At 45.5% G+C, this 24958-nt stretch carries 24 protein-coding genes; 3 read left to right on the forward strand and 21 right to left on the reverse strand.

Annotated elements, in window-relative coordinates; all coding sequences use genetic code 11:
* Positions 1 to 140 precede the first annotated feature (140 nt).
* Positions 141 to 926: a 4-hydroxy-tetrahydrodipicolinate reductase gene (dapB, locus tag K6T91_06790; GenBank protein MCL6472506.1), complete on the reverse strand. Its 786-nt coding sequence runs from the start codon at positions 924 to 926 to the stop codon at positions 141 to 143.
* Between the two features lie 350 nt (positions 927 to 1276).
* Here dapB and K6T91_06795 point away from each other — a divergent pair, with 350 nt between their 5' ends.
* The 3 genes from K6T91_06795 to K6T91_06805 all read left to right on the forward strand — a co-directional run bounded on the left by K6T91_06795 (position 1277) and on the right by K6T91_06805 (position 6805).
* Complete coding sequence (locus tag K6T91_06795; protein ID MCL6472507.1) at positions 1277 to 1762, forward strand: MarR family winged helix-turn-helix transcriptional regulator; 486 nt, start codon at positions 1277 to 1279, stop codon at positions 1760 to 1762.
* 19 nt (positions 1763 to 1781) lie between these two features.
* A complete protein-coding gene (locus K6T91_06800) occupies positions 1782 to 5258 on the forward strand; it encodes an efflux RND transporter permease subunit (protein MCL6472508.1) in 3477 nt (1158 codons plus the stop codon).
* A gap of 152 nt (positions 5259 to 5410) precedes the next feature.
* Positions 5411 to 6805, forward strand: coding sequence for a peptidoglycan DD-metalloendopeptidase family protein (locus K6T91_06805; protein ID MCL6472509.1), 1395 nt, complete (start codon positions 5411 to 5413; stop codon positions 6803 to 6805).
* A gap of 143 nt (positions 6806 to 6948) precedes the next feature.
* Here K6T91_06805 and K6T91_06810 read toward each other — a convergent pair whose 3' ends face one another.
* The 20 genes from K6T91_06810 to trmD form a co-directional block, all read right to left on the reverse strand.
* Positions 6949 to 7308 (reverse strand): SCP2 sterol-binding domain-containing protein, encoded by a 360-nt coding sequence (locus tag K6T91_06810; protein ID MCL6472510.1) that lies wholly within the window; start codon positions 7306 to 7308, stop codon positions 6949 to 6951.
* A gap of 14 nt (positions 7309 to 7322) precedes the next feature.
* Positions 7323 to 8261, reverse strand: coding sequence for a class I SAM-dependent methyltransferase (locus tag K6T91_06815; protein ID MCL6472511.1), 939 nt, complete (start codon positions 8259 to 8261; stop codon positions 7323 to 7325).
* 163 nt (positions 8262 to 8424) lie between these two features.
* Positions 8425 to 9690 carry an insulinase family protein gene (locus K6T91_06820; protein ID MCL6472512.1) on the reverse strand — a complete coding sequence of 422 codons (1266 nt, stop codon included), beginning with the start codon at positions 9688 to 9690 and terminating at the stop codon, positions 8425 to 8427.
* A gap of 140 nt (positions 9691 to 9830) precedes the next feature.
* Positions 9831 to 11963 carry a polyribonucleotide nucleotidyltransferase gene (locus K6T91_06825; protein MCL6472513.1) on the reverse strand — a complete coding sequence of 711 codons (2133 nt, stop codon included), beginning with the start codon at positions 11961 to 11963 and terminating at the stop codon, positions 9831 to 9833.
* A gap of 277 nt (positions 11964 to 12240) precedes the next feature.
* Positions 12241 to 12510, reverse strand: coding sequence for a 30S ribosomal protein S15 (gene rpsO / locus K6T91_06830; protein MCL6472514.1), 270 nt, complete (start codon positions 12508 to 12510; stop codon positions 12241 to 12243).
* A 121-nt stretch (positions 12511 to 12631) separates the two neighbouring features.
* Positions 12632 to 13573 (reverse strand): bifunctional riboflavin kinase/FAD synthetase, encoded by a 942-nt coding sequence (locus K6T91_06835; protein MCL6472515.1) that lies wholly within the window; start codon positions 13571 to 13573, stop codon positions 12632 to 12634.
* 62 nt (positions 13574 to 13635) lie between these two features.
* Positions 13636 to 14553, reverse strand: coding sequence for a tRNA pseudouridine(55) synthase TruB (truB, locus tag K6T91_06840; GenBank protein ID MCL6472516.1), 918 nt, complete (start codon positions 14551 to 14553; stop codon positions 13636 to 13638).
* Between the two features lies 1 nt (position 14554).
* Complete coding sequence (locus tag K6T91_06845) at positions 14555 to 15541, reverse strand: bifunctional oligoribonuclease/PAP phosphatase NrnA (protein MCL6472517.1); 987 nt, start codon at positions 15539 to 15541, stop codon at positions 14555 to 14557.
* Entirely contained in the window at positions 15534 to 15896 is a 363-nt protein-coding gene (gene rbfA, locus K6T91_06850; GenBank protein ID MCL6472518.1) for a 30S ribosome-binding factor RbfA, read from the reverse strand. The genes K6T91_06845 and rbfA overlap by 8 nt, the downstream gene beginning before the upstream one ends.
* Before the next feature lie 351 nt (positions 15897 to 16247).
* Positions 16248 to 16541: a DUF503 domain-containing protein gene (locus tag K6T91_06855; GenBank protein MCL6472519.1), complete on the reverse strand. Its 294-nt coding sequence runs from the start codon at positions 16539 to 16541 to the stop codon at positions 16248 to 16250.
* On the reverse strand, positions 16541 to 18799 hold the full coding sequence (gene infB, locus K6T91_06860) for a translation initiation factor IF-2 (GenBank protein MCL6472520.1): 2259 nt from the start codon (positions 18797 to 18799) through the stop codon (positions 16541 to 16543). Before infB ends, K6T91_06855 begins: the two co-directional genes overlap by 1 nt.
* 12 nt (positions 18800 to 18811) lie before the next feature.
* On the reverse strand, positions 18812 to 19123 hold the full coding sequence (locus K6T91_06865; GenBank protein ID MCL6472521.1) for a YlxR family protein: 312 nt from the start codon (positions 19121 to 19123) through the stop codon (positions 18812 to 18814).
* Positions 19124 to 19130: 7 nt separating this feature from the next.
* Positions 19131 to 20342 carry a transcription termination factor NusA gene (gene nusA / locus K6T91_06870; protein MCL6472522.1) on the reverse strand — a complete coding sequence of 404 codons (1212 nt, stop codon included), beginning with the start codon at positions 20340 to 20342 and terminating at the stop codon, positions 19131 to 19133.
* Between the two features lie 41 nt (positions 20343 to 20383).
* Entirely contained in the window at positions 20384 to 20854 is a 471-nt protein-coding gene (locus K6T91_06875; protein ID MCL6472523.1) for a ribosome maturation factor RimP, read from the reverse strand.
* A 196-nt stretch (positions 20855 to 21050) separates the two neighbouring features.
* Entirely contained in the window at positions 21051 to 21614 is a 564-nt protein-coding gene (gene hpt, locus K6T91_06880) for a hypoxanthine phosphoribosyltransferase (protein MCL6472524.1), read from the reverse strand.
* 24 nt (positions 21615 to 21638) lie between these two features.
* Positions 21639 to 22025 (reverse strand): hypothetical protein, encoded by a 387-nt coding sequence (locus tag K6T91_06885; protein MCL6472525.1) that lies wholly within the window; start codon positions 22023 to 22025, stop codon positions 21639 to 21641.
* 222 nt (positions 22026 to 22247) lie between these two features.
* Positions 22248 to 23039, reverse strand: coding sequence for a ribonuclease HII (locus K6T91_06890; GenBank protein ID MCL6472526.1), 792 nt, complete (start codon positions 23037 to 23039; stop codon positions 22248 to 22250).
* 12 nt (positions 23040 to 23051) lie between these two features.
* On the reverse strand, positions 23052 to 23657 hold the full coding sequence (lepB, locus tag K6T91_06895) for a signal peptidase I (protein ID MCL6472527.1): 606 nt from the start codon (positions 23655 to 23657) through the stop codon (positions 23052 to 23054).
* A 65-nt stretch (positions 23658 to 23722) separates the two neighbouring features.
* Positions 23723 to 24067: a 50S ribosomal protein L19 gene (rplS, locus tag K6T91_06900; GenBank protein ID MCL6472528.1), complete on the reverse strand. Its 345-nt coding sequence runs from the start codon at positions 24065 to 24067 to the stop codon at positions 23723 to 23725.
* A gap of 95 nt (positions 24068 to 24162) precedes the next feature.
* On the reverse strand, positions 24163 to 24924 hold the full coding sequence (trmD, locus tag K6T91_06905) for a tRNA (guanosine(37)-N1)-methyltransferase TrmD (protein MCL6472529.1): 762 nt from the start codon (positions 24922 to 24924) through the stop codon (positions 24163 to 24165).
* Positions 24925 to 24958 lie beyond the last annotated feature (34 nt).

Genomic DNA, 24958 nt, shown 5'->3' on the forward strand with positions numbered 1-24958 from the left:
TCATTTAATTTTCTCATAACGAGCGTGTACATATCAAGCAGAATAAAACACCAGGGATAAAGCACCGAGGTTTGGGCCAGTAAATGTGCCAATGCTCGGTAAGGGTCTGCAGAGGGTATTAAATTTTAAATCTAGCCAGGTTACAGATCCATAATTTTGTCCAAGCCAATGGTGACCCCCGGATACTCAGATACCGCTTTGATTGCCATGAGAACGCCGGGCATAAACGAAGTGCGGTCTATCGAATCGTGCCTTATAGATAAAGCCTGTCCTACTCCGCCGAAGATCACTTCTTGATGCGCTACAAAACCAGGCAGGCGGACACTGTGTATGTGGACATTATCATATTCTGCACCGAGTGCACCTTTGACAATTTCCCCTGATTTAACTTTTGGTGGTTTAATCTTTTGAGCGATTCTCTTTGCTGTTTCAAGCGATGTCCCAGAAGGCGCGTCTTTCTTCTGGTCGTGGTGAAGCTCAATTATCTCAGCACGGTTCATATACCTTGCTGCAATCTCGGCAAATTTCATCATAAGAACCGCACCGATAGCAAAATTTGCGGCAATTATTGCGTGCACGTTGTTTTCAGAGCAAAGCTTTTTTATCTCTGCCTTGTCGTCTTCTGTAAGCCCTGTTGTGCCGATTACGAGATGAATTCCTTTCCCTGCGGCAGCTCTTACGTTTTCCATAACCGCACCGGCATAGGTAAAATCTACCATAACATCGGCTTTTGCCGTGGAGAGAGCTTTTTTCAAGCCCGTTATTTTAATTCCAATCGGAGACCTTCCTAATAGTTCGCCGATATCTTTTCCAACATCTGCAACATCTATTGCGCCGGCCAACTCGGTATCGGGATCGTCCAGTACCGCCTTACATATTTCTTTGCCCATCTTGCCGGCCGCACCTGCAACAAGAACCTTTATCATACTTCGTTTATCCTTTCAGATAGAAATCTCTTTAGTTTACTTCTTTGGCGAGGCTAATTCTGGCTCGCTTTACCCAGCTATTTATCTACTGTTTTTAAACAGTAATTATTTTAGCAGTTTCAAGTAGATAAGGCCATATAAAACCGTATTCAAGCTCTGTGTTTGATCTGAAAGGCAACTCAGTTAAATATGCCAACCCAATGTAGTAATTGACAGGTCGGTTAGCTTATTATAACTTTTAGAGGATAAATATTTTAGTAACTAAAATATTGTAATAGCTTGCAATCGGCTGTTTATATGCCAAAGTTCTAAAGTGCATGGGTGATAGGGTTGATAACCTGGAGGGCCACATGAATAAAGCAGAAGCCGCGAAATTTTGTGATGAGCATTGCGGAAGCATACCAGGGTTTATGCAGACGTTTATGCAGGTCTGGTCTGGGCTTTATAAAGACATTTCTTTAGGGCATCACCAAGCAGGCCTTCTGGTGTTTATAGACTGCAGAGGCCAATGCAAAATGAGTGATTTGGCTGCGGAGTTAAGCATCTCGCCAGGGGCGATAACTCAACTTGTCGATTCACTTGTGATGCAGGGCTTGTTAGAAAGAACAAACGATAGCAAAGATCGAAGAGTCGTCTTGGTAAATCTGACGAGAAAGGCACAAAATATGGTTGAGATTATAAAGCACAGGCGCAAAGCGCTTATGGAAGGACTATTCTCTTCCCTATCAAAAGAAGAAGCGCTATCACTTATAGCAATTATTGGCAAGCTAGAGCAAACATTAAAAGATTTAGATATTAACGGGCTGGTTAGGGTGACAAACACCGCTTCACATTAAGAGCAGAACGCGCAGGAGGATGAGTTTATTGTTGACCAAACTTTCTCTTAAGAATGTTCCTATAATTTTTCTTTTAACAGGGCTTGTATTGCTGGCCGGTGCTTATGCTATCCCCAGGCTTGGAATCGACTTTTTGCCCGAGATTGCCCCGCCAGTTGTCTCGATAGTAACGGTTTACCCAAATGCTTCACCTGATGCAGTTGCACATGATGTCACAAAACCTATCGAAGAAGCGATTAGTTCTATGCCTGCTTTGGATACGATGAGCTCTGTGTCAAATGAAAACGTGTCAATTGTTATCGCAGAATTTAACTATGGCACGGATATGGAGGACATGGAGCAAAAAATAACCACCGAGATAAACAGGATCAAAGGCGACCTACCTGATACCATCATGGATCCAAAAATCGCTCGGTTTAACATGAACGATGCGCCGGTTATGTCGCTGAGCGTAACCTCGGCAGGCAATCAGGAGGAAACAAGCAGGATTGTAAAAGAGATTATAAAGCCGGAAATCGAGAAAATACCCGGTGTTGCTTCGGTTGATATCAGAGGCCTTGCGCAGAAGCGCTATGAAGTTACTATCGATCCGGACAAGCTTAAAGAGAACAAACTAACAAGTAGCCAGGTAGTGCAGGTACTCAAAGCAAACAACCTTACTATTCCTGGCGGTACACTTGATATCGATACCAAAAGCATCCCGATCCAGACAATGAGCCGCATCAAGACCAGGTCAGATCTTGAGAACTTAATCGTCTCGGTTGGGGCTGACGAAGAGAAAGTAAAGCAGTTGCAAGAGGATGGAGTAAAAAAGGCCACCAGGGCCCAGCAGCAGGCAATGCAGAAGGCATTTGAGGCGCAGCAAAAGATACTGATGCAGCAGATACAAAAAATGATTGAAAATGCGATGAAAAATCAGGCTGGCGCATATCCACCAGCCGGCGCATATCCACCAGCCGGCGCTACGCAAGGGACGCAACAACCAACAAGCATGAGAGCTAACCCGGCTTCTGGAGATACCAAATACCAGGTTGGTGGTTACATGCCTCCAAATGGGCGTGTGATTGCTGTCGCAGACAGTGGCATGGGTGGGTTTAACTCTATGGGCTCTATGCCTGGCGGATCCATGGGCACGCTTGGAAGTTCTATCAAAAATGTTCCCTTAAAAATTGTCTACTTAAAAGATATAGCCAAAGTCGATGAGGTATACGACCGGGGCTCATCAATCTACCGCACCAACGGAAGGCCAAGCATTGGTATAGATATAAAGAAAGGATCCAAGCAGAATACTGTAGCCGTATCCGACGCAGTTGCCAAGAAAATTCCTGAACTTGAGAGACGTGCAGGTAGCGGCACCAAAATCCTTATCTCTAACAATCAAGCTGATTACATAAAGAATGCCTTAAACGGGATGATCCGTGAGGGATTGCTCGGCGCGCTATTTGCCGTACTTGTCATTTTCTTCTTCCTGCGCAATATCAGGTCGACTTTGGTTTCTGCGATATCTATTCCGCTCTCTGTCATTATTGGGCTAGTATTTCTTTATCTTGCAGACATTTCGCTTAACATATTTACACTTGGTGGAATCACGATAGCTATCGGGCGGGTCGTAGACGACAGCATTGTTGTTCTTGAGAACATATTCCGTCATATGCAAACAACACAAGAGAAACGAATGACTACTATTATTAAAGGCACAGGTGAGGTAGCAAGAGCAATCACGGCTTCAACGATAACAACTGTCGCGGTGTTCTTGCCTCTCGGATTTGTCAAGGGATTTGTCGGTGAACTTTTCAGGCCATTTGCTTACACGGTTACGTTAACGCTTCTCGCATCGCTTCTGGTTGCGGTCACCGTGGTTCCAGTTTTGGCTGCAAAGTTTATGTCTCGCAGGAATATAGGCCGGGCAAAAGAGGATGGTATTTTAAAGGCAACCTATACAAAAGTGCTGAAGTGGTCCCTTGGCCACAAGGCTTTTGTGGTGACTGCATCGCTTGCGCTTTTTGCTGCAAGCATAGTCCTGCTGCCTTATGTGCCAAGGAACTTCATATCCGCGCCAAACAAGGGATCGATTAATATAAGCATTGAGATGCCGGTTGGAACATCACTCAAGGCAACATCAGATGTAGCCGCAAAGATTGAGGATATTCTTGCTAAGGATAATCGTATTGATTCGTTTAGGACTTCGGTGGGTGCCGCCCAGGGAGCTTTCGCCAGCGGTGGCGGTAGCGATAGCGGCACCATATTTGCAACCGTAAAAGGAGCATATAAAGACCGCAAAAATGAGATCGTAAAGGACTTGCGCACCAAGGTAAAAGATATCAGCACGCCGGCAAAAATCGCCGTCTCAGGCGCAGATGATATCGCGGGTATGAGTAGCACTATCCAGGTCAACATAGCGGCTAATTCCTACGATGAGCTAAAAAAAGCAAACGACGCACTTATGAGAAAGCTTGCCGATGTAAAGTCCGTAGCGAACATAAAAAGCAATCTATCCGAATCAAAGCCTGAGCTTTGGGTCGAAGTAAATGAAGTCGAAGCAATGAAGAAAGGACTTACCGCTGTGCAGGTAGCGGCTGCGGTTCGAGGGGCTGTAAATGGCGAAAACGCAACAACTATTGAAAATAAAGGCGTATCAACGGATGTCTATGTTCGCATTGATAAAGAAAAGGTAAAAGATAGGGATACACTGGCCTCCTTGCCCATTGTGTCGCCTATTGAAGGCACGATTCGACTTGACTCGGTCGCAAATGTTAGGATGGCGACCGGCCCTGTAAATATTACCCGCATAGACCAGGAGCGGTCGGCTACTTTGACAATGGAGCCTGTCATTAAAAATACCGGCCAGGCCTCAAGGGATGTCAAAGAAGCGGTTAAGTCAGCAAACCTTCCATCCGGTGCTATTGCCACAGTTGGAGGGGTAACAACTATGATGGAAGAAGGGTTCTCGTCTATGGCGGTGGCGCTTATCGTTGCTATAGTTCTGGTCTATATAGTTATGGTCGCTACGTTCAGGTCGCTGCTGCACCCGTTTACAATGATGTTCTCCCTGCCCCTGGCAGTTATCGGTGCGGTGATTGCACTGTTCGTGACCGGGCGTGAACTAGGTATGCCTTCGCTTATCGGAGTATTGATGCTTGTTGGAATAGTCGTGACTAATGCAATAGTGTTGTTAGATTTGGTCCAGCAGCTTCGTGCCAAGGGCTATACCGCTTATGACGCGCTTGTGCAAGCTGGTTCAACCAGGATGAGGCCGATTCTCATGACAGCGCTTGCAACTATTCTTGCGCTTATTCCGATGGCTGTAAGCAAGACAGAAGGCGGTGTTATATCTGCCCCGCTAGCTACGGTGGTAATCGGTGGGCTGTTAACATCTACTTTTTTAACGTTAGTTGTAGTGCCGGTTCTTTATCTGGCCTTTGATAGATTGCGGGAGCGTATTGGCGTAGCAGAAGCGCCGTTTGCGCATCTTGAACTGGCAGACAGCAAAGAATAAGGGCTTGTGGTTTAAAATCAACCGTTTACTTTTGTTAAAAATTTATAATATAACAGATATTTATAGTGCCTGATTACATAGTTAAAGAGCGATCAATTCGTATCTTAGTTAGTTGACCTCTTCTGCGCATGCTGCTTAAATCATGAACTTGTATGGTGGCTTTTTATAGGATTAATCGCTTAAAAATTCTTATAGTAACTGTACTAGTGCTTACCCTCGTGTTGCCAACTCCAACTACAGTATTTGCGTCACAGCTTGATAGCAAACGTGAAGAACTCAAGGACGTTCAGACAAAGATTGAGGCAAACAAGAGCACGCAAACTGCTATTGCTAAGCAACAGGCGGAAATACTGGAAGCGATCAAGCAAAACGATCAAAAAATTGCAAGCCTTCAATCCGAGGTAAATACACTTCAAGAAAAGCTGGATCAAACTACTAAAGAGAGAAAAGATGCTGAGGCCAAGCTAAAAGAGATCCAAGAAACCCTTGAAGCGACACAGGCTCAGCTTGTTGCCAATCGGAAGAAACTTGCCGAACGGCGTGCAGTTTTTAATAGTCGCCTGATTGGGACTTATAAGAACAGGGGCATACAAATCGTAGCAGTTATTTTAAACTCCCGGGACTTCAGGGACTTTATAGAGCGCACGCTTCTCCTTGGTACAATTGCCGAAAGTGATGGACACCTGGTAAAAGAAATAAAGTATTTGGAGAAGCAGACTTCAGATAAAGTTACTCAAATCGGCGAACAGAAAAGACTTGTTGAAGACCAACGTCTTGTTCTTATCAAAAAAGAGGAACAAATAGCTGAGGCGAAAAATAAAGTAGCTGGCAAGCAAAGGGAACTCCAGGAGCAGCAACAGCGACAGCAGGAGTTATTTTCCCAGGCGCAAAGAAACAAAGTTGCACTGGAGCAGGCTGAAGAAATGCTTGTTGCCTCGTCTAATATGATAGCTAACCAGATAAGAACGCTCGAGGCTGAGGAGATTGCTCGGCAAAAAGAACTTCAAAGACAACAAGAAATTCAACGGCAAAAAGAACTTGAAAGACAAAGACAGGCATCAGCTGTGGCGGCTTCTGTAGCAAGTAGTCCTGCTAAAGCCACAACTAAGGAGGCGGCTAAAAGTCTCTCCCCTTCCGCGGGCTCTGTCTCTTCTAGGCAGCAGACAGCACGGTTTATTTATCCTGCATCCGGTCCTATCACATCAGGTTTTGGCATGAGATTCCATCCGGTTCTTGGTTATTCAAGGATGCATACAGGAATAGATATTGGCGTGCCCACCGGGACTTTGGTTCATGCATCGGCTTCGGGTACGGTCATAATGGCCGGCTGGATGGGTGGATACGGGAATGCAGTGGTGATATCGCATGGAGGAGGCATATCCACTCTTTATGGACACAATTCTGCGTTGCTTGTGTCGGTTGGTCAATACGTATCTCAGGGTCAGGTTATTGCACGCTCAGGGTCAACAGGTCTCTCAACCGGCCCGCATCTGCACTTTGAGATAAGATTAAATGGAACGCCGGTTGATCCAATGAAATACCTATAATGCCAAATTGCAAACGCCCGATGGACAATTAAAAAGAAGGCGAAGTCAAAACAAGTTTTAGTTTAGCTGCTCTTGTGGCGGCCAAAGAGCCAAAGAACTTCTATTGGGTTTTTACATAAAATTCTGGGGTTGCCTTAATTATTCTAACGGTTATTTACCATAGCCATGAGTAGTCTCTCGAGCTTTAAGATTGTCGGCAGGTGCCCTTTTGCCTGTATACGTTTTTTCTTAAACGCGTCAAGAGCGGCGCGTACACTGCCGTTGGAAATGAGCTCTTCAAAATCGTTGGCATGCGCGCTCAACATACATTTAGGCTCCTTTGTCTTGCCGCGCTCTACCTTGGGTTCATCAGTAAGGTCAATGGTCCAATATCCACCTGATTCGCCTAGGATTTCTATTCCGAGGACTGCTTTTACTCTTTGAGCAATGTCAGGCTGCTCCGTTAAAATCTTAGGGACCATGTGGTCAAAAACATAACTAGCTGTAAGTTTCTCCCGCATCATCTTTCCCCTCTCGGTTAGATAATCATACGCTCTCTCGTTAAGGGCAGGGCTGGACGTAGCTCGCCGCAAGCTATTTTACGGCAGAGGATTTGATTACACAGTGTATGGCTTGTCTCGAAGCCTACTATATATCCGGCCATGAAAATCAGAAACTCTCGGTATTTTTCTTCTGGGATTACCTTATCTACTAAAGCTTCTTCGTTCTCCTGCAGCCTCTCCAGCCATCTCTCAACGGTCAGCTGGTAGTGGCGAGTTATGTTTTCGTGGTCTAATATCTCAAAGCCGCTCTTTTCAAGTGCCTCCATAACTTCCCATAGGCTCTTCCAGTATCCAACACCGAAATGCTCTTTGACCATCTCTCCTACCTCTGAGGTAATGCCTCGCAGCTCTTCTTCTCTGTCTGGCCAGGGCTTGGTCATACCATGAACAAGGAATAACCCATCGTCTTTTAAAACATTGGCGCTTTTTGAAAAAACCATATGCAGGTCGTCCATATGCTCTATTGCGCCTATGGTGACTATCTTATTGAAATAATTATTTGGGTAGTCAAGTTCATAGACATGTAGGACCCTTGCTTGCACCTGGTCAGCTAAGCCTTTTTGCGCGGCTACTTCGTTGACAAAGACGGCTTGCTCGCTTGACAGCGTAATTCCCACCGTACGGCATCCGAATTTTTCGGCAGCATAGAACATGAAACTGCCCCAACCGCAACCAATATCCAGAACTAGCTCACCGGGCTTTAATTCAAGCTTCTTTGCAGTTAGCAATAGCTTATTTTCCTCAGCTTCATCAAGGGTATTATTCTCATCCGTAAAGTAGGCGCAGGAATATGCCATCCGAGGTCCTAAAAAGCCTGCAAAAAACTTCGGCGGGAGGTCGTAGTGGGAAGCAACGGCTTTGGTTTGATAGTTTACAAGGTCACGCAAATTTTCAGTAGATGAGTTCACGGCCACTTGGTTAACCCTCCTTGCGCTAAAGAACCTTATTTTCTATAGCATACCCAAAAAACGTTTGAATAAACAACTTAAAAAATGAATATATTCCCGATTATTGGGTTTTCTGCGGCCTGATTACGTTAGCATGTAACAGATATTATATAGGAGTGACATAAGGTTCTCACGCGACCAAGTGCGCTAGGCTGCCTATTTCAAATGGGCCGATGACTGTTAAGACCATCTTCTCAGGCTTAAAAATCTCTTTCGCAAGCTCAGTAACTGCGTCTCTCGTAACACTATTTATTCGTTCTACCAGGTCATCAAGAGAGAGTATCTCTCCTTTTGTTATCTCAAGTTTGCCGAGTCTGGTCATCCGCCTTCCTGTGCTCTCAAGTCCCAGAACGAGTTGCCCTTTGAGATGTTCCTTAGCCCTGTACATCTCCTGATCGGTTAAGCCACCTTCGCTAATATTGTTAAACTGCTCCTGCATTACTCTTATGACTTGTTCTGCGTTATTAGGGGCAGTGCCAGCATAGGCGGCTAAAAATCCTGTTTCTGTATAAAGCGAGTGATATGAGTACGCAGAGTATGCTAGCCCCCTCTTCTCCCTTATTTCCTGAAAGAGACGTGAGCTCATACCTCCGCCAAGTATATTATCCAAGATAGAGAGGGCAAACCTTCTATCATCGCTTGCGGATATAGCTTCGGTTCCAAACACTATATGAGCCTGCTCTGTTTGTTTAGTGAATACATCAATCTTTTTTTCAACATGCGGTATGAACTCTTTGCGCTGCGGTTTTTCGCCGCCTTTCTTGGTAAAGTGCTGCTCGATCAGATCGACCATTTTGTTATGGTCGATATTACCTGCAGCGGCAACAACAATATTCCTTGACACATACTCGTTATCATAATACTCGAGTATGTCTTCTCTGGAGATGTTCTTCATGGTCTCGACATGGCCAAGAATCGGCTTACCCAATGGATGATCTGCCCAAAGCGATTGGGCAAAGAGGTCATGAATTCGCTCATCGGGGCTGTCCTCGTGCAGGTTTATCTCTTCGAGCACCACCTTTCGCTCAAAATCGATATCGCTTGCCTCAAAGCGCGGGTTTTGTATCATATCGGCCAGTATCTCAACACCCTTAGGCACATGCTCGTCAAGGAGCCGGGTATAGTAGCATGTGTATTCTTTTGCCGTAAATGCGTTAAGTTCACCGCCAAGTGTGTCAAATGCCTCAGAAATATCCTTTGCCGATCTAGTTTTCGTTCCCTTAAACAGTAAATGCTCGATAAAATGCGACATGCCGTTAATGGGATCCCTCTCATCTCTTGAACCTACGCCCAGCCAAATACCGATGGCTACAGAGCGTACTTGCGGCATTTTCTCGGTAACAACTGTTATACCGCTGGGAAGAGTTGTTCTTTCGAAAAACTTGTCTTTTGCCATACTATTTCCTCTTGATAAAAGTTTACTTACTTACCGAAGGTAGGTGCCGAAATCCTGATGTGGCAAATTGCCAATGTCTTTATTTGCTAACTTTGGTGCTTTGGCATTTTGGAATCCCGGCATTTCTATACCTTCTGCTGCTATCCTTTATACTCAAGGTTTAAAGCCTGCAGGCTTATCTTGCCCTGCTTATCTATATCAATAACTTCAACGAGAATTTTGTCGCCAACGTTAACCACCGACTCGACGGTTGGTATGCGTCTTTTGGTCAGCCGTGATATATGGACAAGCCCTTCTTTACCAGGCAGTATCTCTACAAAGGCCCCAAAGCCGGTAGTCTTTGTAACTGTTCCCATATATTGCTCGCCTACTTTTGGCTCTTTGGTATAGGCTTCTACAAGCTCTCTTGCACGCTCGCCTGCTGGCCCGTCAGTGGATGCAATGAAGACCGTGCCGTCCTCCTCGATGTCTATAGTTACGACGCTTGGACCGACTTCTTCGATAATTCCGCGTATATTTTTGCCTTTCGGACCGATAAGGTCACCAATTTTCTCCTGCGGTATCTTGACGGTAATAATGCGCGGAGCATATTTTGACATTTCGCTTCTTGGCTCCGGGATGACCTCGAGGATTCTATCCAGGATGTACAGCCTGGCCTCGCGAGCCTGGTCAAGCGCTCTTGACAATATATCGCTTCCCACGCCTTCTACCTTCATATCCATCTGAAGCGCTGTGATGCCCTTTGAAGTGCCGGCAACCTTAAAATCCATATCGCCAAGCGCATCTTCCAAACCAAGAATATCGGTAAGGATCACGACTTTGTCCCCTTCCTTGATAAGCCCCATGGCTATACCAGCAACAGGGGCTTTGATCGGTACTCCTGCATCCATCAGAGCAAGTGTACTTCCGCAAACGCTGGCCATTGATGAGGAGCCGTTCGATTCAAGTACCTCGGATACAATACGTATCGTGTATGGAAATTCATCCTCTTTAGGGATAACTGGCAGCAAAGCTCTCTCAGCAAGCGCCCCATGCCCTATTTCACGCCTTTTTGGCCCTCTAAGGAAGCCTATCTCACCTGTCGAAAAAGGTGGAAAGTTGTAGTGGTGCATATAACGCTTGGACTCTTCTATGCCAAGCCCATCGATCATCTGCTCTTCCCTAACGGTTCCCAGGGTTAAGACTGAGAGTACCTGGGTTTGGCCTCTGGTAAAGAGACCTGAGCCGTGTGGTCTTGGCAAAACGCCAGCCTTGATAAGTAATGGCCTGATCTCAGTCGGGGTACGCCCATCAGCGCGCCTGCCTTCCTCAATAATCATGCGGCGCATCTCTTCTTTTCTTATTTTTGCAAGAACTTTAGAGACAAAGTCAACTTTGTCTTCGATAATTGATTCAAGCTCTTCAATCGTTTCATCTTCAATCAGGTCTTCCTGCCTCTCGCGGGCAAGTTTGTCTGGATTTTTAAGTGCCTCCCTTAGTTTACCGGTTGCAAACTCCCTGATCCTTTTCTCTATTTCCTCATACGTCAGGTCTTCAACGGGCAATGCAATGACTTTTTCCGGTGCTGGGTTCACTTTTAGATAAGCATCTTTGAAACGTTCCTGGAAGTCGCAAAGCTCTTTGATTGCCTTATGCGCAGCATCGAGTGCCTCGACTACGGTCTGTTCGCTAACTTCATTCGCTCCCGCTTCTACCATGAGGATGGCATTGCGGTTTCCGGCAACGACCATATCAAGGTCGCTTTCTGCGAGTTCTTCGAAGGTTGGGTTAATAACCCAGTTGCCACCTACTCTTCCAATTCTTACTCCGGCAACAGGGCCATTAAATGGTGCGTTGGTAAGAAGAAGCGCCATTGAAGCTCCGTTTAACGCCAGGATATCCGGCTGATTTTTAAAATCGACAGAGAGAATAGTTGCCAATATTTGGATATCGTTAAAAAATCCTTTTGGGAACGAAGGCCTAAGCGGCCTATCGATTAGTCTTGCAGAAAGCGTAGCTTTTTCGCTTGGGCGACCTTCTCTCTTAATAAATCCACCGGGAATTTTACCTGCCGCATACATCTTCTCATCAACATCAACAGTTAGCGGCAGAAAATCTCTTCCTTCAGCCGGTTCCTCAGCGATAACGGCCGTAACAAGAACCACAGTCTCACCCATCCGAACAACCACCGCCCCGTCGGCTTGCCGAGCCAAGAGCCCGGACTCGAATGATATAGTCTTGCCCCCTATCTCAAATTCTTGCGTCACAATTTCTCTTGATTGATTAGATTCCATTATTTGACCTCCTGGTCGTGTATTATGAATACAATACTTAGCACAGCGCGAAAATGCTTAGTCCAGAAGGCTACCGAGACAAGGATCTAGATATGCGGGTCCGCCAATAGGTCAAAAGTGGAATAATATGTTATTTTAATCCATTATTCCCCTTTGGCCTCTTGGCCGACCAACACTCTAGCCCTGCGTGGTACTGGCCTTCTAGAGGACTTTCATTCTTAGGCTGCGCAACACAGCATCGGGCAGCCCTGTGGCTGCCCGAAAAAACTTCCCTTATTTAGGCCCTTAAGCCTAGTTTTGAGATTAGCGTTCTATATCTCTCAATATCTTTGCTCTTAAGGTAATTCAATAATCTTCTGCGTCGACCTACCATCTTCAAAAGACCACGGCGGGAATGATGATCCTTTTTGTGCTCCTTGAGATGCTCAGTAAGGTCGTTGATTCGCCTTGTGAGAATAGCGATTTGAACCTCTGGGGAACCTGTGTCCCCTTCGTGCGTTTTGTACTCGTTGATGATATCGCTTTTAATAGCTTTTTCTAAAGCCATGGTTTCACCTCCTTATTTTATGCACCATAAACCAAGTAGCCGTTGGTGAAGCGGTCAACCTAGTTAAAGGTAATAATTATTACAACTTATATTAGCATAAAGGATGTCCAGCGTAAACGAACTATAGTGGGTCATGGGCAAGCAATTCCTCTGCCTGCTTAATGTCTGCTTCGATTTGCTTCTTAAGTTCGTCAATTCCGCTGAATGTCATCTCATCTCTTAGCCTGCTAATAAGTTCTACATCAATTCTCTTCCCATAGATATCCCTTTTAAAACCGAGGATGTGAACGTGTATTTCCGGCTTTTTTAGGTCGCCAAATGTTGGTGACCAGCCAATATCAACTACGCACGGCAGCCTGCTATCATCTACCCAAGCATAACCAGCATAAACGCCTGCCTTAGGCAAAAGTTCATTATAAATTCTTTCTACGTTTGCTGTTGGAAAGCCTACAGCGGTACCGCCGCGGCCAAAACCATGCACTACCTTGCCGCGAAATCTAGGGAATCTGCCGGTAAGTTCCCTAACGCTTGAGATGTCGCCCTTTTGTAGGCGCTCCCTGACCTCAGTACTGCTTATTATAATGTTATCCTTCTTGATATGCGGTACTGCTATTACTTCCAAGCCTTTGGGGCCGCCGTACAAGTTCAGAAATTCAATCGTGCCCCGCCGGTTCCTACCAAAGGAGAAATCTTCTCCGACAACAACATAAGCCGCATGGAGCTTTTCTAGCAGAATGCGATCGACAAATTCTTCCGCATTCATATTTGCGACTTCTCTGCTAAACGGAATGACCAGCATAAAATCTACGCCGAGTTTCTCGATATAATCTGCCTTTAGGTCCGTTGCTGTAAGAAGCGGCGGTGCGCTATCAGGGCGTAGAACTGCGAGCGGATGAGGCTCAAACGTGACGACGACGCTCTTACCGTTTATCATCTTTGCGAAATCAACGGCCATCCGTATTATAGTCTGGTGTCCGATATGGACGCCATCAAATACGCCGATGGTTACCGCTGTTTTCCCATCTATGCAATTGATATTTTCAATGCCTCTGATAATTTCCACAGTTTGCTGCTTTACCCCTTCTTGCCTATACCTGCGGGCGATTGCAGGCAGCCTTTTCAGCTTTAATTAATTTCCTTTAGCTTAAATACTACCTTTGGCTTTATCGCAATGCCATTTGTTTTAGCTATCTTTCCGATAGCGAGTAAGGAACTATCCATACTTTTTATCCTTACAAATTCATTGTAGGCGGCTGCATTGGGATGTTTTTTAATCTGTTGGCCTGAAATAATCCCGCCATTTAATATTATGCCTTTAGCATCTTCACGTGCAATAACCTCGGGCAAATGCCTTAGGGCGTCATCTAGACTGATCAAGTGCCTGGCTAGCCTGTCTTTACTAACCTCACCATCAAAACTTAAAGCTTCAGATAGGTCAAAGCTGCCAACTCGAGTGCGTCTGAGCGCTGCAAGCGTTGCTCCCAGCCCTAGTCTTTCCCCGATATCATTAACGAGGGTGCGGATATAGGTTCCCCCAGAGCAGATGACATGAAATACGGCATGGTCTCTATTGTCTTTTTCGAAAAAATCAACCATCTCAAGCCTGTATATGAATACCTTTCTTTGAGGACGTTCAATCTCCTTGCCCTGCCTGGCAAGCTTATATAAAGGTTTTCCACCAATCTTTACCGCTGAAACCATAGGGGGAACCTGGCTGATCTCGCCGGAGAATTCAGGGATGATTGCCCTAATTGCTTCAGGGTTTGTTCTGCCCTCAATATCTTGAATGACTCTACCGGTTATGTCTTGTGTATCTGTTCTTATGCCGAATACAGCCTCAGCGATATACTCCTTTGGCTCAAGCTCCAGAAATTGCGCAACTCGCGTTGCTTGACCCAGCAACAGCACCAAAACGCCCGTTGCCATAGGGTCGAGCGTGCCGGTATGGCCAACTTTTCGCAATCCGGTTGCCTTTCTCACAAAATCGACGATATCGTGGGAAGTTTTTGCCGGTGGTTTATCAACAACAAGTATGCCGTTCATGTTAAGTTGTTACCGATGAAGCGGGTCTTTGTGCTTTAATTTTTTCATTTATCCACTCAACAGCTTCTTCTATTGTTTTATCAAGCGTAAGACCAGCGGCATTGCGATGACCACCGCCCCCTCCAGACCTGGCTATTGCTCCGACATCGATTGTCCCTTTAGAACGTAAGCTTATCCGGTATTTGCCCTCTGGAGTTTCCTTTAATATTGCAACCACGTTGGCTTCTTTTGCTGTTCTTAGATAATCAATAAATACTTCTGTATCTGCCATGGATGCACCCAGCTGCTTAAGGTCACTATCCCGGATATATGAGTAAATCAACCTTGTATCTTCAACAAAGGTTGCGCGTTCAAGTATTCTCGCAAGTAGCTTTAGCGAACAAAAGGAAATATTTTCGTAAACCTGCTCAAACACCCTGCTCGGCGTCGCACCAAGATCGATTAAATCGGCAGCGATTTTTAAGGTCTCTGCGGTGGTGTTTTGATACTGAAATCTACCGGTATCAGTTACGATACCGGTATAAAGCTGAATCGCCATATCATGGTCGATATCTGCGCCTAAGAGCCGCAGCAGCTTATAAACAATTTCACATGTTGCACCGGCTTTAAAATCAAGAACATTAATTGCACCGAAGCCTGAATTATCGACATGATGGTCGATATTTATAATTGTCTTAAAACTAGACAGTTTATCTTCAAGCGTTCCAAGCCTTTGAGCATTCGCACAGTCAAGCACCAACAATATATCTGCAGCGCTACATTTGGCCGCATCTACGATAATATCTATACCAGGCAGCCATTTATAGTGTGAAGGTATCTTTATTTGCTCGCCCCAGGTTGCACATACAGATTTACCTGCCTTAAGCAGATAACGGGACATGGCAAGGAGGCTTCCGAGCGCATCCCCGTCAGGCTGCGTATGAACGGTTACAACAACCGATGAAGCTTCCCTTAACGCCTGGGCAGCTCTTTCTAAATCCTTAATCATGCGTCTCCTCTTCTTTTTTGTGAAGCTTCTTTATTATCTTTTCGATTCGCATTCCTGCTTCGATCGAAGGGTCGAATGCAAATTTAAGCTCAGGAAAATGTTTTGTGCGTATCCTCTTTGAAAGCTCCTTTCTTAAAAAGCCGCTAGAGCTTTGAAGACCCTCTAATGTGGCCTCCTTCGCTTTTCGGGACCCTAAGACACTAATAAAGATATCGGCATGCCTGAGGTCGGGTGAAACGTCAACACCCGTTATCGTTACGAAACCAATCCGAGGATCCTTGATTTCTCTTTTTATGATATCGCTTAATTCTTTTTTAATAAGCTCACCCACACGCTGGGCTCTCGCTGTTTGCATCTTTACCACCTTGTAGATTATGAATTAAAAGTTAAGACATTTAAATTATTAATAATTTTAGCGATTTCTTGGTTTTAGCCCGTCGTTTTCATGCGTTAACAGACCCTTATTTAACCATTATCTGCTGGCAAAATACCAGCATCAGTACAATTATGACGTTAAGCTTAGATTTCCCTCTCCAGCTTTTATTTTCCCATTGGCTTGGCTCAGAGCCCCGGCGCCTCATTCTAATTTGCCAGAATTTTGCCTCAGAATGATAGATATCAATCGCTGCAACGTCAAATCGTTAAAATCTTCGAGATAAGTAAGTCCAGGGCTTAGTAGCTATAAAACTTCAGCCCTGGACTAAAACTATTTTTCAGGTACAAAAATAGACAGCTCTCTTTCGCTGATAATTGCCTTATCCATACCTTCAATGAAGCGATCTATATTATCCAGCACTTTTTTCGTTTGTTCACCGGTCTCAGATACATGGGCTATACCGATGGTTACCCTCTGCCAAAGGTCGTGGTTGTCGACCTCCGAGATAGACACATTATATTTGCTCTCGACTTTTCCGATAATGCTTTTTACGATATGTCTTTTTTCTTTAAGGGAGTTTGATGCTGGGATAAATAGCTCTAACCTAAGTAGCCCAACCACCATTATTCTTCACCTAGATGACGCTCTCTCTCAACTAACCTGTAAGTCTCAATTATATCGCCGACTTTGATATCCTGGAAGTTTTCAAGTCCTATTCCGCACTCAAACCCCTCGCGAACATTCTTAACATCATCCTTAAATCTTCTTAGCGACGCGATACCGCCATCGTAGACGACCTGTCCTTCTCTGACCAGGCGCACTCTATCGTTTCGATCAATTTCACCATTGAGAACGTAACAACCTGCGATTATTCCCATCTTTGGAACTTTAAAGGTTGCCCTTACTTCTGCCTGCCCGGTATCTACTTCATCAATTGCCGGTGCAAGCAAGCCTGATAGGGCACTTGTTATATCCTCTACCGCTTTGTAAATTACCCTATAGGTTCTAATGTCAACTGTTTCTTTAGCAGCCATTGCTGTAGCGTTAATATCGGGTCTAACATTAAAGCCGATTACAATCGCGTTCGATGCGGCTGCCAACATCACGTCGGTTTCAGAGATACCGCCAACACCTGTATGGATAACCTGAACTTTGACCTCGTTAGTGTTTAGCTTATAAAGCGCATCCTTTAAGGCCTCAACAGAGCCTTGTGTGTCAGCCTTTATAACAAGGTTAAGCTCCTTAACCTCACCCTCCTGGATTTTATCGAACAGGTCTTCAAGAGTGATTCTGCGCCTTTTCTCCTGTTCGATTAGGCGGCGTTTTAGAGCTCTCTCCTCCGCTATGCGCCGGGCTGTTTTTTCATCCTCGACAACCTTCAACTCTTCGCCTGCCTGCGGAAGCGATGAAAGTCCTATCACCTCAACGGGCTGTGCTGGTGTGGCTTCTCTTACAGATTGGCCTTTATCATCATTCATAGCCCTTACCTTACCAAAAGCCGTACCGGCTATGACTGCGTCGCCTACGCGCAGAGTGCCACGATTGATAAGGACAGTGGCTACAGGCCCCCTACCACGGTCAAGCTTAGCCTCGATACAGATTCCGCGTCCTGGAGCGTTTGGGTTACCCTTAAGCTCTTGAACATCGGCCACCAGAAGAATCATTTCCAAAAGTTCTTCCAGGTTTATTTGCTTCTTAGCCGAAACATCAACGAAAATGGTATCGCCGCCCCACTCTTCAGGTACCAGGCCATAGCCCGTAAGCTCCTGGCGCACCTTGGTTGGGTCGGCACCCGATTTATCGATTTTGTTTACTGCAACCACTATTGGAACCCCGGCGGCTTTTGCATGGTTAATAGCCTCAACCGTTTGTGGCATAACACCGTCGTCGGCAGCAACCACCAGCACTACAATATCGGTTACGTTTGCACCTCGCGCACGCATTGCCGTAAAGGCCTCGTGGCCCGGCGTATCTATGAACGTTATCTTGCGGTTATTGAGAACTACCTGATACGCACCTATGTGCTGCGTGATACCACCCGCCTCGCCGGAGGTAACGTCGGTTTTTCTAATCGCATCAAGAAGCGATGTTTTACCGTGGTCGACATGGCCCATGACTGTAACAACCGGTGGTCTTGGAACAAGATTATCTTTATTGTCTTCCTCGACTTCTTTCTCAGCAACTGCCTCGGGGCTTACCAACTCAATTTCAAATCCGAGTTCATCCGCAAGAACCTCCATGGCTTCCTGGCTCAAGGATTGGCTAATTGTAACCAGCTCGCCAAGCTTAAGGAGCATTTTAATTAATTCGTTCGGTTCTTTGCCAACAAGCTGCGCAAACTCCTTTACTGTTGCGGCTTGGGGTACCCGGATTTTGGTAGCCGGTTTCTCCTCGGCTACTACAGGTTGAGCATCAGCATGCGTTGCCGTACTGCCTCTCCTAGTAGATTCAGGTTGCACCTTATGCCGTTTTGAAATGGTTCTATCCTTATCTGGGCCGCCACTATGAACTTTCTTAGGCATAGCGCCAGCCGGTGCCTTCACATTTGACTTGCCACCCGCAGTCTTGGCATCCATTTGCTGAGGGCCACTTGTTTTTGTATCCGTTGTTTTGCCACTTGCTGGTTTACCCTCCGCCTTAGCCGCCGGCTTGCTCTGTTTTGCGGCACCTTTAGATACTGCTGTTTTCTTAGCTTCTGTTCCCTTAGGCTTGGATTCTGCGCGTGGTGACGAACTGGCACTCTGGGCACCATCTAGTTTCTTGACTACCTCTGGATCAACTGAGGCAGCATGGCTTTTAACGTCAACGCCTACTGTCTTAAGCTTATTTATAAGCTCTGCACTGGATATTCCCATCTGCTTTGCCAGCTCATAAACTCTCATATTATCACCACCTTATGCACGGTCGCTGGAGGCTTCAGAATCTGCTTTAGATTCAATAATTACCTCCAGCTCCTTCTTTATTCTGTTTAGCTCTTCGGCGCTTATATCAATTTCGAGAGACCTTGACAGCCTTTTACTTCTTATGGCTGCCTCAAGGCACTCTACTTTAGGGCATATGTACGCGCCGCGCCCGTTTGCTTTTCCCGTTGGATCAACGATTATTTCATGCTCGGGCGTTCTTACTATCCTGATTAAATTTTTCTTTGGTTTAGCTTCTCGACAGCCAACGCAAGTTCTTTGAGGAATCTTCTTTACCTTTGGCAAAGATTATCTACTCCTCGCTCTCTTCAAGCTTCTTGTGTACACCGCAGTAGATGCTTCCCGGCCTTGCCTTATTAGTACACCGCTCACCGGTAGACTTAATGGCTTGGCAAACGCGATCAGCCATACCGTCATCTGCAGTATATGCGCTTCCCTGCTCCAGGTCACCTTCTTCAAGCGACCCAATATCTGAAACAGGAAGCTCCTGCTCGGTTGCCTCAAGAAGGCTTGTTGTTTCGGCCTCTTCCTTTGCCTGAGATTCGCTTTTTATGTCGATTCTCCAGCCGGTCAACTTAGCGGCAAGACGCGCATTTTGGCCTTCCTTGCCGATTGCAAGCGATAGCTGGCTATCAGGAACGATAACCGCTGCTGTATGCTCTTCTTCATTAACCCGGACCTCTTTTACCTTTGCCGGACTAAGAGCGTTAGCGACAAGTTTCGCTGGGTCATCGCTCCACTCTACAACATCTATCTTCTCGCCACGAAGTTCGCTTACCACCATTCTTACGCGCGAACCCTTTGGGCCGACACATGCGCCAACCGGATCGATGCTCGGATCTCTCGAAGCAACAGCGATCTTTGATCTATAGCCAGGTTCACGGGCAACCGATTTGATTTCAACATAGCCTTCGTAAATCTCCGGTACTTCAAGCTCAAACAAACGCCTCAGAAGACTAGGATGAGTCCTCGAAACGATAATTTGAGGCTCTTTCGTCGTGCGCCTTACTTCGACTATGTATGTTTTCAAGCGGGTACCGTGGTCGTAACGCTCGGTTGGAACCTGCTCGGTTGGAGGCAGAAGTGCCTCAACCCGGCCGAGATTGACCAGGGTATACCTCTGGTCGCTTTGCTCCACGATCCCAGTCACGATATCGCCTTCACGATCGACGTACTCCTGGTACATCTTCTCGCGCTCCGCTTCCCGTATTCTCTGAAGGATAACCTGCTTCGCTGTCTGTGCTGCGATTCGGCCAAAGTTATCCGGGGTTATCTCCTCCTCGATAAGCTCGGGCTCTTCGCCTTCTTTTTCTATCCACTCCTGGGAGAACACCTTAATTTTTCCGGTCTGCGGGTCGATATCTACTCTTATTTCGGTAGTGCCGCCATAGTTTCGCTTGTAAGCTGAGGCCAGAGCAGACTTGAGCGCCTCAAGCACCGTATCAGGGTCGATTTGTTTCTCGCGTTCAAGTTGTCGCAGAGCTTCTATTAATTCTCCATTCACTTTAAATAGCCCCTTCCCTTTCTTCAGCTTAAAAACATAGCTTAAAATTCGATATCGACTTGAAGGCGTGCTTTTGATACATTATCGTACGCTATTTCAAAGTGCTCTCCGTCGATCTCGACAGTAAAAGTTTTCCCTCCGGCTTCGACTAACCTTCCCTTAAACTGCTTGCGTTTACCAATTGGAGTCAAGGTTCTTACGGATATTTTCGATCCTACAAACCTTTTAAAATGCTCTGGTTTTGTCAACGGCCTCTCGATGCCCGGAGACGATACCTCTAAAATATATTTCTGCGTTATGATATCCGTTTCATCCAGAATAGAGCCGATCTTCTGACTCGCTTTCGCCAGCGTATCTAAATCAATTCCACCGTTTTTCGTATCGATGTAGATACGCAGGACCAGGCCCACAGCCTCTCTCTTCAACTCGATATCAACCAGCTCAAGCCCAGCTTTTTCCAGGTAAGGCCCAATAAGCTGCTCGATCTTTTCTATTCTGGGGTCGCGTTTCATCAAAGCAGCACCCTCATAATCAAAAGAGTGGGCTAAAACCCACTCAACAAAAATCCCGTACTAAGTTCGGACATATCATAACACATGCTGTTATTTTTCGCAATTCTTTACAGAATTTACTAGTGCTGCTTATTTATTATTTTTACTGATGGTTTCTTTCACTCCTTCATATGCATAGCCACTGCAATAAATTTTTTCAACCTGCCAACTCTTCCTCGTAAATGCTTTTTTTCAAAATACCTACATACGGTAAATTGCGGTATTTTTGCCGAAAATCCAATCCGTAGCCGACAACAAACACGTCGGGGATGTCAAATCCTTTGTATTTAATTGGGAGGTTATAAGCTATTCTGCGGGCTGCTTTGTCCAGCAAAACACAGACATTAAGGCTTGCAGGATCACGTGCGCTAAGATTTCGCAACAGATAATTGAGCGTTAAGCCGGTATCGATGATGTCCTCGATAACAAGGACATGTCTGCCAACAATGTTTTCTTCCAGGTCTTTTACAACCTTGACGACACCCGAGCTTTCCGTTGAGGGGCCGTAGCTTGAAATGGCCATGAAGTCGATAGTTACAGGCAGAGAAATCGTTCGCACAAGGTCTGCTATGAATAATATTGCGCCCCTCAGGACACTCACAAGCACCAAATCTTTGCCAGTGTAGTCCGAGGAAATAGCTTGGCCTAGCTCAAAAACTTTATTTTTAATTTCTTCTTCGCTGATTAAAACCTTCTCGATATCGTCAGACAACATGTTAATTCCGCCAAAATCCCATAAATTCCGCTATTTAGGCTGCGGCAAGCCGTATTTAAGCAAAAGGTTTTTAAAATCCTTTTGGTAGAACACTTTGATGTTAACATCCGGATAAAGCTCGCGAAGCATCCTGACTTTACGGTTTTTTTTGGTTACGAGCTTTTGACTCATAGTCGTAAGTTCTATGTAAAGATTTAGGTCGGGTAGATAAAAATCGGGGCTGAAACTTTGTGTTACATTGCCCTCTTTATCCCATTCGATAGGGAAGGTCCTGGGCTCGTATTCCCATCTAATGCCGTAGAAGTCAAGTATTTTTGCGCATTGTTCTTCGCTTGGGTGGGCAAACTCGACGCCCTTGTATATTATCTTTTTATCGTCCTGGGTCCGTTTATCTTTCCTTTTTATATCTTCGGTCATTTCATTGCTCGTTAGTTAAAAGTACTAGGTCTATTATTAAATTATATCAATTACATGCTGTTATTACTACATGATGGCTGGCGCTACCTAACCCCTTAGTTGTTAAGGTGCATCTTCGATAAGCTTCTTTTTAGCGGCTAGCCTTTTCTTATTTTTCCCGTCGGGAATGTTCTGGAAACGGGATTATTCTGCCAATAGTCTAATAGTATCTATCCGGCTTAATCAGAAACTTAGCTGCTCATACTCGGCAACCGGAGCGAAATATTTACGATGTATCGGGGCTGGCCCGTATTTTTCGATGGCTTTTTTATGGAGAAGGGTGCCGTATCCTTTATGCTGATCAAAGCCATATTGGGGATATTCGGCATGATATGCTTGCATAATACGGTCTCTTGTAACTTTGGCAATGATTGATGCCGCGGCTATCGAAACAGATAAATTATCGCCTTTTGTTATCGCAAGGTGCGGTATTGTTAAGGTTTTTATATCAAAACCATCAGAAAGTATGTAATCGGCTGCTGGGTTAAGCCCTAAAGCTGCCATTTCAAGGGATCGAAGATTGGCCCACTGGATACCATTAGCGTCTATATCATAGTGCTCGATACGCACAACGTTCCAGGCTATAGCGGTATTAATTATTTTCTCATAGAGAATTTCGCGTTTCTCGGGCGATAGTAGTTTGCTATCTTTTATTCCGTAGAGCTGACTTTGTTCAGGCAGGATAACTGCTGCAGCAACAATTGGTCCTGCAAGGGCTCCTCTACCAGCTTCATCTACGCCTGCAATCATTTTAAAGCCTTGGCTGTAGAGTTTACGTTCAAATCTCGTAAGTTCCTCGTAGGCATTTTTAGTGGCCTCGAGGCGCGCCTTCTCGCTGCGGTATGCCTTCAAAAGCTTTCTCACGCCGGCTCTGGGATCGTCGAGCAGCTGCGAAAAAAGCTCTACTTGTCTCCCTTCGCTTGCCGCATCAATAATTTTCTTGATTTCGGGGATAGTTTTTCTGGCAATGTCCATTTTATTTTTGCATTAGTGCATTAATTTTAGGTGGTTAGGTGGCCAGTATACCGCGACTACCTTACCGATGATATTTTTCTCGGGAACCGGACCAAACCAGCGGCTATCCTGTGAAATAGGTCTATTATCGCCTAAGACAAACACATTGTCCTCGGGAACTTTAAGCGGTCCGCAATTGCTGTAGTCGCCAGGCATCGTTTTAAAATTTCCTATATACAGCCTGCCATTGACGTAAACTTTGCCGTCTTTTACCTGGATGGTATCCCCCTCAACAGCAACAATTCTCTTTACAAAGTCGCGGCCGTCGTTTGTATGCGGCGGAACCAAGATAATTACATCGCCCGGTTTTGGTTCGGTGAACCTATAGATGAATTTTAAAACTATGGTTCGGTCGTTCGGGGAAAGGTTTGGCCGCATAGAATCCTGGTTTATTATAGTTGTCTGGAAGACAAATGTTCGCAAAATTAGCGCAATAAGAAAGGCGATTACTAGCAGACCGGGCAATTCCTTTAGGAAATCAACAAATGACTCTTCTTTAGTTGACTTGCTTGGGACCTCTCCCAATCGGTCCGTCAATTCAAGGTTAGAATCAGCACCAACATTGTCTTTTTCGGACATATTATCGCTCTTTCCCGCACCCAGATAGTAATCTGCCCTTATAGGATTTATGCAAGATTATTAAATTAATATCTTTTCTCTTTGATACGCGCCTTTTTGCCGACTTTCTCTCTCAGATAGTATAGTTTTGAACGCCTTACCTTGCCCCTCGAGAGAACCTCAATTTTTGCTATTTTTGGCGAGTGAAGCGGGAAGGTTCGCTCAACGCCTACCCCAAAAGAAATCTTGCGGACTGTGAAAGTCTCCCTAATGCCGCCGTTTTGTTTTTTAATAACGGCACCTTGGAACATCTGGATCCTTTCTCGACCGGCTTCAACGACCTTGTAGTGGACTTTGACGGTATCTCCAGGACCGAAATCGGGTATATCGTCCCTAAGTTGTGCTCTTTCAATGCTCTCTATGCGATCCATAGTATCCTCCTTTTCGGCATAACATTCAAATTATAGCGAAAGAGAATAATCAAATCAATTGTTTAAACAATTGATTTGATCTACCCATCTACGGTTTATTGATAAAACAATTCTCTTTTAATCTCTTCAAGCATTTTTAGGTCGCTGTTACTCAGCTGTGCTTTCTCAAGAAGATCAGGCCTTCTTAATAAAGTAGTCTTGAGCCGCTGCTTCCTGCGCCATTTGGCTATTTCACCGTGGTTACCGGAAAGCAATACCTCGGGGACCTTCCAGCCCATAAATTCTGGCGGTCGGGTATAATGCGGGTATTCAAGCAAACCTTCGGCAAAACTTTCCTCGGCTAGCGATTCTTCAGCGCCAAGAACGCCTGGCAACAGGCGAACTATTGCTTCGGTTAGTGCCATCGCGGGTATCTCACCGCCAGAGAGCACAAAATCTCCAATTGATATCTCATCTGTTGCTATGTATTTGTGGACTCTCTCATCGATTCCCTCGTACCGGCCGCAAAGCATCATAATATGCTCTTCCCGCGAGAATTGCTCCACTAAAGCTTGGTTCAGAACCCTGCCACGGGGTGTAAATAATACAATTCTTGACCGGCTGCGGATAGCCTCGAGGTCGTCCGAACCCCCTATATCGGTGACAGCTTTATAAAACGGCTCAGGTTTCATAACCATCCCCGAGCCGCCACCGTAAGGAACATCGTCTACCTGCCGGTGCTTATCCTCGGTCCAGCTACGCAGGTCATGCACTCGAATGTTTACCCGACCTTTTTCTCGCCCAATCCTGATCATGCTTTCATTTAAGAAGCCATCAAAAATTGGAGGAAATATGCTTACTATGTCAATTTTCATAATAATCAGCCTGCGAAAAAGGGCGCATGCGAATGCA

This window comes from Bacillota bacterium, from assembly GCA_023511485.1.
In the GTDB taxonomy this organism is placed as follows: Bacteria; Actinomycetota; Aquicultoria; order Aquicultorales; family Aquicultoraceae; genus CADDYS01.